Source organism: Chryseobacterium proteolyticum, assembly GCF_046591535.1.
In the GTDB taxonomy this organism is placed as follows: Bacteria; Bacteroidota; Bacteroidia; order Flavobacteriales; family Weeksellaceae; genus Chryseobacterium; species Chryseobacterium proteolyticum.
Genome location: NZ_JBJLWK010000002.1, coordinates 900,160 through 912,967 on the forward strand (window position 1 = coordinate 900,160; position 12,808 = coordinate 912,967).

A 12,808-nucleotide genomic window follows, 5' to 3' on the forward strand; every position below is an offset into this window, starting at 1 on the left:
TATTCTATCTTTATGGTTTCCCTCCCTCTCTTACGCAACCTCGATAATCTGTTTCTGCATCTGAATTACACACAATCATATTAGTAGTAGCTACTGCTCCTCCAATTATAGCCCCCGTTCCTCCTGAAAAAATCCCTACTAAAGCAGCTCCTCCCATTGTTATTGCATAATTCCTCATACATCTATTTGATGCTTTAACAAAACCTGCCTGACAGTCTTTTCCATTTGCCATACGAGTACTTTCATCATAATTCAATTGCAAATCTACCTCATTTGTCAGCATTCTTGTTCTTTCTTCTTCTGTATATTTTGAATAAAAATCAGCATTAGATTCTCTGAAGGCTAAACTATTATCATTCATTTTCTCATACATAGAGATCAACTCCCTGCTTCTTCCAATTTTTGCAGAATTATAAAGACTTTCAAGTTCTTCTACGGTCTTAACCCTATCAATTCCCGACTGAATCAGTGAAAAATCTGCGTCTTTTTCATTATCCAACAGATTCTTGATTTCCGACTGAATGCTGAGCTGGGTCGATACATAATCTGATAAAGTTCCGGAATCTGATCTCGCAGTTCTTAAAACATTTTTTTGAGTTGTCTTTGTGCTGGAATTTTGTCCCGTTGATAAATCTTCGTTTGAAGAACATGCCTGAAAAATCAGCAGGAATAGCACTCCTGCCATAAGTAATTTTTTTCTCATTGTGTTGTTTTTTTTATTTGTTGTACTCCAAAACTATAAAAGTCAAAACATTCAAAATGCATAATCCTGTTGCAGATTTTTTGCATTTTTCATGTACAACACAGATACAAATTTGTGTGATTTTTTGCATATTTGTATAAAAATGCGAGATGCAAAAAGAAAAGCTACGATCAATCAGAAAGAAAAAGGGATATACTCAGCAACAAATTGCTGATATCATTGCTACGGATGTTTCCAATTACAGCAGAAAAGAAAGTGGAGATGTAAAAATCGTAAGGGCTGAATGGGAAAAGATTGCTAATTTCCTCGATGTTACTATGGAAGACATTTATGAAGAAGATGACGCCCAAATTGTTGTCAATAATGATCATCCAGTATTTAACGACAGTTCTGCATCGGGAGTGTATCAATATAACAATAATACGATTCCACTTTCCATTGTTGAAAACCTTCAGGAATATATTTCTTTATTAAAAGCCGAGAACCAGAAATTACAGGCAGAAATAAAAACCCTGAAAGCAAGAAAGTAAATTCTACAATTCACTTAAAGGATCCCAAAAAAGTTTCTTGAAATTTTTAATTCTAAAATTTTCAACCACAATACCCTCTGCTTCCAGCTTAGGCTGAAATTCTTTTACAGATAAAACTCCGGAACTGGAAATTACCCTATGGGCAGGAACATCTTTTGGGCATCCACCCATAGCCTTTCCAACATGACGTGAATGATTGGGATATCCTACTGCTTTGGCAATGGCTCCATAAGAAGATACTCGCCCTTTGGGAATAAGCTTTGTAATTTCATAAACCTGTTGTTTAAAAATTTCGTCCATACACGATCATTTATATTGGTTAAAATAATTGCATCATTTTTGAATGATAATAGTTTCAATGATGTTTCTCATTAAAATTATAAAGTTATGAAAAAATCATTTTTCCGCATTCTAAATGCGATCAATAAAAAGATCTTACCCAAATTAAGTGATAAGGATCCTTCTTCACTAACGAAGTTACAAAAAGGAATTCTTGCATACCGTTATTTTGTGCTTATAAATTCTATGGATTAAATTCTATAAAAAGGAAGCTTTACTATTTTGTTAAGCCCGATATGACCAATCAATTTCTGGAGCCTCGGAACTTTTGATGATTTTAGCTATTTTAGAATATCATGAGAATTTTTTCAACATCTAAAAAATAAAAAACGCTCCATAATATGAAGCGTTTTTCTTATTTTATGATCCAGGATATCCCGGAAATTTCATCTTAAGAATTCTCAAGAATATAGGAGAACATTAATGGTGCACAGATCGTTGCGTCACTTTCAACGATGAACTTAGGTGTTGTAATATCCAGTTTACCCCACGTGATCTTTTCATTTGGAACTGCTCCGGAATATGAACCGTACGATGTTGTAGAATCGGAAATCTGGCAGAAATAAGACCAAAACGGTACATCATGCATCTCCATATCCTGATATAGCATCGGTACTACACAAATTGGGAAATCTCCTGCAATTCCTCCTCCAATCTGGAAGAACCCTACACCTTTCCCTCCTGAATTTTTAGTATACCAATCAGCAAGATACATCATGTATTCAATTCCTGATTTCATTGTTGTAGCTTTAAGCTCTCCTTTAATACAGTAGGATGCAAAAATATTTCCCATTGTAGAATCTTCCCATCCCGGAACAACAATCGGAAGATTTTTTTCTGCAGCCGCAATCATCCATGAGTTTTCTCTTGGAATCTCATAATACTGCTCCAAAACTCCAGAAAGGATCATTTTGTACATATATTCATGTGGGAAGTATCTTTCTCCTTTAGCGTCAGCGTCTTTCCAAATCTCCACAATATGTTTCTGTAACCTTCTGAATGCTTCTTCTTCAGGGATACATGTATCTGTAACTCTGTTTAATCCTCTTTCCAATAAGTCCCATTCTTCCTGTGGCGTAAGATCTCTGTAATGCGGAACTCTTTCATAATGAGAATGCGCAACCAGGTTCATTAAGTCTTCTTCCAGGTTTGCTCCGGTACAAGAAATAAAGTCTACTTTATCCTGACGGATCATCTCAGCAAGAATCTTTCCTAATTCAGCAGTAGACATTGCTCCCGCTAAAGTTATCATCATTTTTCCGCCATCTTTAAGATGCGCAACATAACCTTTTGATGCATCCACCAATGCAGCTGCATTGAAGTGCAGGTAATATTTCTCTATAAATTCAGAAATTGGCTTGTTCATTTATTTTGATTTTTGCAAAGATAAAACTTAAAATCGGAATGTAGCAGCAGCACTCAGAGAAAGTCTTGTTAATCCTTCCTTTTGATCATCCTCCAGCTTAAAAGATCTTCCGTTAATTGTCATTTTGCTTAATGTACCGGCTGTAAGACCGATTTTAGGACCAATAAAAAAGTTATCCAAGACTGCATATTGGTAAGCAAAATTCGCTTCCAATCCCAAATTTGACCCCGTTCCTTTAACGCTACCGGTTTTCGTTGTATAGGTAATAGCTCCCAGTGCAACATCATAATAGAATTTATGTTTAAACTCATCGTTAAAGTTAGAATACATAAATGCTGGTCCAAAGAAATTGATATTGTCTTTGGTGCTGACATATCCTGAAATAGTTTGCCCATTATTATCTCTTACGGTAATTCTTCCATCACTGGATGCACTGTAATTGGAATATTTTAATCCTAAATGTATATTCCCCTTCACATTATAATAAGCAGAAACATCAAAATTCATCCCGCTTTTTAACCCTTTAATGTAGTTTCTTGTATCCCCTGAAATATTGGATGGAGTTTTCGCTACCCTCCACGCATATCCCACGGATGGAATGATTGAAAATTTTTGTTGTGCCATGGACATAGCAGTAATTGAAAACATCCCTAAAAGTGTAATTTTTTTTTATCATTTGTTTTAAAATTTCGGCAAAAATAACATTTTTTCCGAAGTGCACAATCAGAATTTAAAACGTCTGTTTTCCTTTTTGTCTGAGAGTTTCTTTTTATTATCAAGCCTTTTCTGCTTTTGACCTTTGGAAGGTTTGGTTGCGAGTCTTTTCTTAGGAATTATTAAAGCTTTATTTACAATTTCTATGATTTTTTCAACTGCTTTATTTTTATTCATCAATTGAGTTCTACTCTCAGAAACCGTCAAAAACATCAAGCCTTCTGCATTGATTCTGTTTTTTAATTTATTTTGAATTAAAACTTTTTCATCTTCAGTAAAAAACTCAGATCCGTTTACATTCCAAAGTACGGTGACAGATGTTTCCACCTTATTTACATTCTGACCTCCCGCTCCACTGCTCCTGGAAGTTCTATAGCTAAGTTCTTTTGAAAAATCTTTCATGGTTTTGAAACAAGGATTACAGATAAAAATTTCATGACAGCATTTTCATTAATTCTAGCCGGTTCACCTTACCATTCGGAGTCCTCGGTACTTCGTCCACAAAAATAATTTCTTTAGGTTTATGAAAGTTTTTTTCAAATGGTATTTGTGAAATCCTCTCAATCAATTTTTCCGAACGTTGCCCTTCGATAACCAATACTAATCTCTGGCCTAAAATTTCATCTTTTAATCCTAAAAATACAACTTCGTTTGCAATTTCTTTTTTGACCAATCCTTCCAGTTCTTCAGGAAAAATTTTAGCCCCTCCGGAATTAATTACATTATCAATACGTCCTAAAAACCTGAACTGATTATAATTTTTAATTTCAACTAAGTCATTAGTTTGCAGGACCTCACTGTTGACATCCGGAGCAAATATCCGGAGACATCCCCGATCATCTTTAGAGATTTCAACATGTTCAAAAGCGGTAAAGTAATCTTCAGCCTTTGGCGACAGTTGCTTTAAGGCAATATGGGATAAAGTTTCTGACATTCCATAGGTTTCAAATATGTTTGTATTGAGGTGTGATATCCTTTTTTTCAGGCTCTCTGAAACGGATGCTCCACCAATGATCAGGTTCTTTATAAGGTGAAGTTTATCCACAGAGTTTTCCACCTGTAGAGGAGTCATTGCACAAAAATCTATTTCTGCAGTAATTTCTTCAAGTGGCTGTAAAGATGGTTCTCCCACAAGCAGCTTCATCTTTCTCTCAAAGGAGCGAACTACCATCATCTTACCTGAGATATATTCTACAGGTAAACACAGCAAAGCCGTATCTCCTTCTTTTAACTGTAAAAAGTTACACGTCATCACTGCTGAATTCATCATTTTCCTTTTTTCAATTTCAAAAACTTTAGGCACTCCTGTTGATCCTGAAGTTTGGACATCAACTGTTTCCGAACCGGAAGTCCATTTTTCCAAAAAAAGAATGACTTTTTTTTTCGAATTCCGTATGTGGATATAAGTTATTAATTTTGAGATTATTGAAATCTATCACCATGTTTTCCGCAAATAAAATGTGATGTAAATGTAAAAAAAAGTTTAAAAAGTTCTTGTATGTAGAGAAAAAAGCTTTAAATTTGCACCACTAAAAACAACACAGACCCATGGTGTAGCGGTAACACTACTGATTTTGGTTCAGTCATCTGGGGTTCGAATCCCTGTGGGTCTACAACCACTCTTTCTTAAGAGTGGTTTTTTATTTTATATGTTTAAAATCCCATTAATAAAATACTAGTACACAACTACTTATTATTTCAGGATGTATTAAAATGATTTTTTTTATGCCAGATTTTTGTGTATCAAGAAAAAATTTATAAATTTGCACCACAAAAAATAACACAGACCCATGGTGTAGCGGTAACACTACTGATTTTGGTTCAGTCATCTGGGGTTCGAATCCCTGTGGGTCTACAAGCCACTCTTTTTAAGAGTGGCTTTTGTTTTTCTATTATTGATCAAAATTTTTGGATAACAAACGTAACATATCCATCAAACAGCCACACTCCCGGATAAATTTTAATTTACCACTGATATTGTCTGAAAAGCACAAAGAGACGTTAAATAAATACCCCTGATCTAATGGATCAGGGGTATTTATTTAATATTATAATCATTATTTAGCCAATTCTCCGGCAGGTTGTTGTTGGGTTACACAATGTACCATCCCACCATTTTCATATAGGTTTCTAACATCAATTCCAATCACTTTTCTAGTAGGATACTGATCCTGAATAATTTTGTTTGCTACTTTATCATTGGGGTCACCATAATTTGGAACGAGAACAATTTTATTGGCCACGTAATAGTTTACATACGAGCCCTTTTCATCCAGTTGTTTACCATAAGCTGTTTTCACCTTGTTTTTTGTAGCAGGCACATAAACTTTTTTATATTCTTTTCCCTTCACGTTTGTGGCAGTATACAATGTATTGATATCTTTATCCGACAGCCCCATTTCTGCAAGATCCTCGTCATCCATCGTAATCATGGTATCCTTGTCTATAAACTTCATAAATCCATCAATGTGCATATCAGTAACATCCAGTCCTGTAACGCCATCCAACCAAATCACCTTTGATACTCCATAATAGGTTTTAAACATTTCCTCAGCCTCCTGCTGTGTTATCCCTTTTGTCCTTACCGAACCTTTTTTCTGGCTGATCACGGAACTTTTACATGCCATTAAAACCCCATTTCCATCAGTTTCTATTGCACCTCCCTCATTTACCATTTCTTCATTCAGATCTATAACCTTTGCCCCGATGTCTTTTCCGATACGTTGTGGAGTTTCATCACAATTTTCAAAATCAAACTTTTCTCCCCAACCATTAAATCCCCAATCTTCGATCAGGAGGTGTCCTTTACTATCTTTCACGAAAATAGGCCCATTATCCCTGATCCATACATCATCTGTAGGATAGATCTTAAAATCAATATTTTTCATCGGTATGGCATTCTCCTCTAAAATATGTAAAATCCTTTTCTTCTCTACCTCATCATAAGCAATAATGTGGACCTTCTCATTAACCTGTAAAGCTTTGGTCATATCAATCCATGTCTGCTCGACCCTTTCCCTGTAAACCTTACCATGCTGGTGATGATGTGGCCACTGTAGCCATGTTCCTTCGTGAAGGGATGACTCTTCCGGGAAATAATACGTTTGTGACATACAAAACACTGAGTTTAATGTTAAAAAAAAATGCAAAAAATTTATTATTCATATTATTAAAATTTCTTTCCTATAAATATTCCAAAGTCAATTGTGGTTTCAAAATTATTTCCGGTCTGAGAAACGGTACTTCCGATTCCGAACTGCATCTTCTTTTGGGTTTCTATTCCCAATCTGATGACCTGATTACTCATCTGATGCTCCTTAAGGCTAAAATCAGAATCTATAATCAACATACTATACAGGCTAAACCGCTCATTAATCCTGGGTGTATATTCCATTAATGTATAAAGCCCGAATCCCATTTCTTTCCCATCAAAAGAATAAGTCAGCGCCGGATATAAATTAATTCCAAAATCTCCTTTCTCTTTAATAAAGGCAAATCCAAGCGAAGGCATTACATCTTCAGCAGATACATGAACTCCCCCTGAAATTCCCCAGTTTCTTCCTATATAATAATTAAGATTCTGATATAACTCTGCATTCCATTTCTTTGACTCATACTCGTAGGAAAGTGTTCCTAAAGCGAAATAATTCCATTTTGTCTTAAAATCCTTATCAAAAATCCCTAAAACTTCTGTTTCCTTGATACCTGCATAACCTTGTACTGAAATTTGAGCTGTTGCTCCATATGAAAACAGAAAAGCTACGGGAAATACTATTTTTTTCATCATTATTGTTTTCTAAAGTCTTTACTTATATAAATCATCTTTGTTATTGATGACTGCAAAATTATATCGTCAAAAAACAAAAAATTGTCCTAAAAGGACAACCTCATGAATACAACGGAAAATAAATGTGTGTAATAATTTCTCCTGTTGGGGACTGTGTATATTCTTCTATAACATCTGAATTATCCAGCATAAACAAAGACTCCGTCAGCCAAAATCTATAAAAAATCCTGTACGTTTCCAGAATACTATCAAAGCTTCCGTAATGGGTAAATTTGATATACTTGCCTCCAAAAATTTCTTTCTTTTGAAATCCCGATATCCCGGAAGAAATATGTGTTATACCTGCTCCGTATCTGCAGTGAGGCACGCTCGTAATAAGGGGCTGATCCCGAATAATCCCATAGGCAGAATCAGAAATTTCATTTTCATTCTCAATACTTTCCCACAGATCATTAATTTCCTGATTATTATAATCTTCAGCTTTAATAAACCTACAGTATATAGAAACCGGATCTTTATATCTTATTTCATGTGGCAGATTTCCTTGGGTATTATCAATAAACTGACTAAACATTTCCTGTTTATTTTTCCTTGCTACTGCCGGTGAAATATGATATTGTTGTTTAAAAGCTTTAGAAAAGGATTGAATATTAAAATAACCAATTTGCCAGCCAATGTCAGAAATTGTATCGGTTGTATATATTAGCTTTTTATAAGCATTCTCAAGGCGGAGCCGTTTTTGAAATCCGGAAATGGTTTCATTAAAAATCCTAAAAAAGATCCTTTGGAAATTCCTATAGGAATAATGAGACATGCTCTCTATTTCATAAGCCGTGATCTCTCTGTCAAAGTTTTCCTCAATGAGGTCAACAATCTTCTGTATTTCACCAAAATGAGTCTGCATGAATGTACTTTATAATTCACATGGGTTTTCAATTTATACAAAATGCCAGCCACATATGAATTAATAACCGTATGAATTTACTAAAAAACACCTTCACAAAAAAAGGACAGAAAAATATCCATCCTTTTTTATATTATTTTCTGCAAAAAAGCTAGCTGTTTTTAGGCTTGTACAATTTAAACAGTATGAAGAGGAAAATCAACCACACCGGGATCAGGATAACCTGGATCTCCATTCCTGTAATGCTCATTAAAACTAAAATAGCCAACAGGAAAAAGATGCATATGTAATTCGATACAGGATAAAATATAGAAGGAAATTTGGTTTTTGTTCCTGATTTATTTTTCTCAGTTCTGAATTTTAAATGGGTGTAACATATCATAAGCCAGTTGATGATAAGAGTGGAAACTACTAAGGCCATCAGATATTCAAATGCTTTTTCCGGAACCAGCTTATTGATGATAATACAGATCCCAGCAAAACATGAGGAAACAAGGATTGCATTGGTAGGCACGCTATTCTTATTTAATTTTGTAAGAAATTTGGGTGCATTTCCTTGTTGCGCTAATCCAAAAAGCATTCTGCTGTTACTGTAAACACTGCTGTTATAAACTGATAAAGCTGCGGTTAAAACAATCAGATTAAGAATATTTGCTATGAGAACATTAAAGTGTATTACTTTTCCAAAGATGGTAAATGCAAATCCATTCAGATTTTGGAAAACCATGACAAACGGGCTTGTTCCTTCTGTAATTTCTCTCCATGGACTTAGTGAAAAGAGAATAACCAATGCCCCCACATAGAAAATTAAAATTCTGTAAATAACCTGATTGGTAGCTTTAGGAATCGTTTTTTCCGGACTTTTAGCTTCTGCAGCAGTAATTCCAATTAATTCCAATCCTCCAAAGGAAAACATGATCATGGCCATTGCCGCAAAAAGTCCGGAATATCCATTTTCTGTTTTATTAAAAAAACCTTTTGGAAAAAATCCTCCGTCATTCCACAGATTTGAAATACTTGCCTTATCCCCTCCGGTACCACTAATCAATAAGTAAATACCAAAAACAATCATTCCTATAATTGCAACTACCTTTATAATAGAAAACCAGAATTCAGTTTCTCCATACACTTTTACAGAGGCAAGGTTTAACGCATTAATGACGATAAAAAAGAACAAACTGGAAACCCAGAGCGGAATTTCAGGCCACCAAAAATGGATATAGTGTCCGATGGCTGTAAGTTCTGCCATACTCACCAGAATATAGAGAATCCAATAGTTCCAGCCTGAAGCAAACCCCGGAAAATTTCCCCAATATTTGTATGCAAAATGACTAAAGCTTCCGGACACAGGTTCCTGAACTACCATTTCACCAAGTTGGCGCATAATAAAAAATGCAATGATCCCTGCTAATGCATACCCTAAGATAACGGAAGGGCCGGCTAAAACAGCTGCAGGACCAATACCGAGAAAGAGACCGGTACCTATAGCTCCACCGAGAGCAATTAATTGAATATGTCTGTTGGTTAATCCCCTAACCAGATTCCCATCATTAGGTCCGGTTTTTTGTTCGTTGTTCATACAATGAATTAAGCCCTAAATATATAAAACTTTAAGAAATTTGCTTCTATAAAGCAGCATGAACATTCAAATCATTCAGTTTTAAAGAATTAAAAAGTAAAATACTCTGTTTTCTTACAGATATTCTTCCGGAACCGAAATATTATTCTTTTTCATATATTCCAAAAGAGACTGGTATTTGTCTTCATAATCATCCATTCCGCATTTATGTGAAATGCTGCAGATATCCGAAGGCTTAATTTCCAGAATCTGCGAGATTTTATTTAAGATATCCAGATTGATCTTCACTTTAGAATTCTCAATATCCGAATAAGCCTTTTGTGAAATCCCCATTTCAAAAGCCATATACTCCTGTGTCAAATCTTTAGTTCGTCTGATTTTCCTGATGTTCTGACCGCATACTTTCATTGTATTTGTTTTAGTAGTTTTTGGTATAGTTTAGAAGGATATCTACTAGCCTCTAACAAAGTTAATAAATACCTTTGGCAAAACATTATACACGTTACATGATATTTATTTCTTAATGGAATTTAGCTTCACAAATAAGAGCTGATCACTTATTAATGATAAATATTTTTCTCTACAACAACTATTGGAATTATGGAGACGCAAAAATTTAATTATGACAATACCATTGTCAGAGCATTTCTCTATGCTACTATCGCATTTGGTCTGGTCGGTTTTTTACTGGGACTTACGGCAGCACTAATGCTTTTCTACCCTGAGCTACCTGAATTTTTATTCGGAACCGATGACACAACGATTCAGAGTTTACGAAGCGGCAATATCCAGGGGCTGATCAATACACAGGGAGCAATGGGATTCGGAAGAATACGGATGCTGCATACGAGTGCCGTAATTTTTGCCTTTGTATGTAATTCATTTTTCTGTGGTGCCTATTACAGTATGCAGCGTTTACTAAAAACCAGAATGTATAGCGATACACTTTCGTGGATCCATTTCTGGTCTTGGCAGATTATGATCATCAGTGTGGTTATTACATTCCTGATGGGAATCAATACTTCAAAAGAATATGCGGAACACGAATGGCCAATTGATATATTAATTGCTTTCTCATGGATCATTTTTGGGTTCAATATGTTTGGAACCATTGCCAAAAGACGGGTACGACACCTTTATGTAGCCATCTGGTTTTATATTGCTACATGGATTGCTGTTGCCATGCTTCATATTTTTAATAACTTAGAAGTTCCGTTATCTTTCACAAGCTGGAAATCTTATTCTGTATATTCAGGAGTAAAAGATGCCCTTGTCCAGTGGTGGTATGGTCACAATGCAGTAGCATTCGTATTAACAACTCCGGTTTTAGGACTGATGTATTATTTCATGCCTAAGGCTGCTAACCGTCCTGTATTCTCATATAAACTGTCTATTATCCATTTCTGGTCTCTGATATTTGTCTACCTGTGGGCAGGTCCTCACCACCTTCAGTATACGGCACTTCCTGCATGGGCACAGGCAGTAGGAACCGGGTTCTCTATCATGCTTATCGCTCCGTCATGGGGAGGAATGCTTAACGGTCTTCTTACTTTAAGAGGAGCATGGGATAAAGTAAGAGAAAATCCTATTCTTAAGTTCTTTGTAGTCGCTGTGACCTGTTACGGAATGGCAACATTTGAAGGACCGCTTTTAGCCACAAAATCTTTAAATAAAATCGGACATTACACGGACTGGGTAATCGGGCACGTACATTTAGGTGCATTGGGATGGAATGGTTTTATGGCATTTGGAGTTATTTATTATCTGATTCCAATTATGTGGAGAACGGAACTCTGGTCTAAAAAACTGGCTAACTGGCACTTCTGGCTGGGGACTTTAGGAATTATTTTCTATGCAGTACCAATGTATATTTCAGGATTTACTCAAGGTTTGATGTGGAAACAATTCAACCCGGACGGAACCCTATTGTGGAAGAACTGGCTGGATACGGTAACCGCAATCATTCCTTATTTCAAAATGAGATTTATTGGAGGTATCCTTTACCTTTCCGGCGCCATATTAATGGTTGTGAATGTTATTAAGACCATTAAGGCCGGATCATTCCAAAGAGAAGTTCCTGCAGAAGCTCCTGCTTTAGCAAATATTGGAAGCCAGAGAAAGGAAGGTGAAGGTGCTCACCTTTGGCTTGAAAGAACACCAAAATTACTTTCTATATTGGCCTTCATTGTAATTTCAGTTGGCGGATTGGTAGAAATAGTCCCCACCCTTACCATTAAGAGCAATTTGCCACAGATTACGGCAGTAAAACCTTATTCTCCATTGGAGCTGGAAGGTAGGGATCTCTATATCCGTGAGGGATGTAATTCATGTCATTCCCAAATGATCAGGCCTTTCCGTGATGAGGTAATGAGATTTGACGGTAAAAACGGGCAATACTCTAAAGCAGGTGAGTTCGTGTATGACAGACCGTTTTTGTGGGGTTCAAAAAGAACAGGACCTGATCTTCACCGGGAGGGAAGCCGAAATCCTGACTCATGGCATTTCAAACATATGTACAATCCAAGAATTACATCTGCAGGATCCATTATGCCTCGTTTTCCATGGCTGATCACCAACAAACTTGACCGCTCTGAAATGATCAGCAAGATGGAACTGATGAAAAATAATTTTGACATCCCTTACACAAAAGCGGAAATAGATTCGGCAAACCAGTGGGCAGACCATCAGTCCCAGGCTATTGTAAAAAGAATTTATTCGGAGGCAACAGACGTAAGAGACCAGGTTCAGAAAGATAAAGCAGCAAAAGGCTCTGCCTTTATCCCGCTTGAACAGAGAGAAATTATAGCAATGATAGCCTATCTCCAGAGATTAGGTACTGATATTAAAACCACGGACATTAAAACAGCAAGTGCGGATTAATTATTA

Annotated in this window: 12 protein-coding genes, 2 tRNA genes and 1 pseudogene; 4 read left to right on the plus strand and 11 right to left on the minus strand. The window is 36.0% G+C overall.

Features of this window, described 5'->3' with window-relative positions:
- Positions 1–10 precede the first annotated feature (10 nt).
- Complete coding sequence (locus ACJ5H0_RS10265) at positions 11–703, minus strand: hypothetical protein (protein ID WP_411249343.1); 693 nt, start codon at positions 701–703, stop codon at positions 11–13.
- 149 nt (positions 704–852) lie between these two features.
- On the opposite strand from ACJ5H0_RS10265, the gene ACJ5H0_RS10270 reads away from it, so the two are divergent.
- The gene (locus ACJ5H0_RS10270) at positions 853–1,233 is read left to right on the plus strand and encodes a helix-turn-helix transcriptional regulator (protein WP_172280454.1); all 381 of its coding nucleotides are present in this window, start codon (positions 853–855) and stop codon (positions 1,231–1,233) included.
- 3 nt (positions 1,234–1,236) lie between these two features.
- On the opposite strand, the gene ACJ5H0_RS10275 is transcribed toward ACJ5H0_RS10270, so the two are convergent.
- The 5 genes and pseudogenes from ACJ5H0_RS10275 to ACJ5H0_RS10295 form a co-directional block, all read right to left on the minus strand.
- Entirely contained in the window at positions 1,237–1,533 is a 297-nt protein-coding gene (locus ACJ5H0_RS10275) for an MGMT family protein (protein ID WP_172280456.1), read from the minus strand.
- A gap of 430 nt (positions 1,534–1,963) precedes the next feature.
- Positions 1,964–2,938, minus strand: a complete 975-nt coding sequence (locus ACJ5H0_RS10280; protein WP_172280460.1) for a deoxyhypusine synthase family protein — start codon at positions 2,936–2,938, stop codon at positions 1,964–1,966.
- A gap of 27 nt (positions 2,939–2,965) precedes the next feature.
- Positions 2,966–3,586 carry a hypothetical protein gene (locus ACJ5H0_RS10285; protein ID WP_411249346.1) on the minus strand — a complete coding sequence of 207 codons (621 nt, stop codon included), beginning with the start codon at positions 3,584–3,586 and terminating at the stop codon, positions 2,966–2,968.
- Positions 3,587–3,661: 75 nt separating this feature from the next.
- Positions 3,662–4,054 carry an alternative ribosome rescue aminoacyl-tRNA hydrolase ArfB gene (arfB, locus tag ACJ5H0_RS10290; protein WP_273649431.1) on the minus strand — a complete coding sequence of 131 codons (393 nt, stop codon included), beginning with the start codon at positions 4,052–4,054 and terminating at the stop codon, positions 3,662–3,664.
- A 31-nt stretch (positions 4,055–4,085) separates the two neighbouring features.
- Positions 4,086–5,094 (minus strand): annotated as a pseudogene (locus ACJ5H0_RS10295) (AMP-binding protein).
- Positions 5,095–5,194: 100 nt separating this feature from the next.
- Between ACJ5H0_RS10295 and ACJ5H0_RS10300 the strand changes: the two are divergent.
- A tRNA-Gln gene (locus ACJ5H0_RS10300) sits at positions 5,195–5,265 on the plus strand.
- 171 nt (positions 5,266–5,436) lie between these two features.
- Positions 5,437–5,507 (plus strand) — tRNA-Gln (locus tag ACJ5H0_RS10305).
- A gap of 202 nt (positions 5,508–5,709) precedes the next feature.
- Here ACJ5H0_RS10305 and ACJ5H0_RS10310 read toward each other — a convergent pair.
- The 5 genes from ACJ5H0_RS10310 to ACJ5H0_RS10330 all read right to left on the minus strand — a co-directional run bounded on the left by ACJ5H0_RS10310 (position 5,710) and on the right by ACJ5H0_RS10330 (position 10,330).
- A complete protein-coding gene (locus ACJ5H0_RS10310) occupies positions 5,710–6,765 on the minus strand; it encodes an agmatine deiminase family protein (protein WP_411249348.1) in 1,056 nt (351 codons plus the stop codon).
- 56 nt (positions 6,766–6,821) lie between these two features.
- On the minus strand, positions 6,822–7,436 hold the full coding sequence (locus tag ACJ5H0_RS10315; protein WP_411249350.1) for a hypothetical protein: 615 nt from the start codon (positions 7,434–7,436) through the stop codon (positions 6,822–6,824).
- Positions 7,437–7,539: 103 nt separating this feature from the next.
- Entirely contained in the window at positions 7,540–8,343 is an 804-nt protein-coding gene (locus ACJ5H0_RS10320) for an AraC family transcriptional regulator (RefSeq protein WP_411249352.1), read from the minus strand.
- A gap of 151 nt (positions 8,344–8,494) precedes the next feature.
- A complete protein-coding gene (locus ACJ5H0_RS10325; RefSeq protein ID WP_345991985.1) occupies positions 8,495–9,922 on the minus strand; it encodes an amino acid permease in 1,428 nt (475 codons plus the stop codon).
- Between the two features lie 114 nt (positions 9,923–10,036).
- Complete coding sequence (locus ACJ5H0_RS10330) at positions 10,037–10,330, minus strand: helix-turn-helix domain-containing protein (RefSeq protein ID WP_172280476.1); 294 nt, start codon at positions 10,328–10,330, stop codon at positions 10,037–10,039.
- Between the two features lie 192 nt (positions 10,331–10,522).
- On the opposite strand from ACJ5H0_RS10330, the gene ccoN reads away from it, so the two are divergent.
- Complete coding sequence (ccoN, locus tag ACJ5H0_RS10335) at positions 10,523–12,802, plus strand: cytochrome-c oxidase, cbb3-type subunit I (RefSeq protein ID WP_411249354.1); 2,280 nt, start codon at positions 10,523–10,525, stop codon at positions 12,800–12,802.
- Positions 12,803–12,808 lie beyond the last annotated feature (6 nt).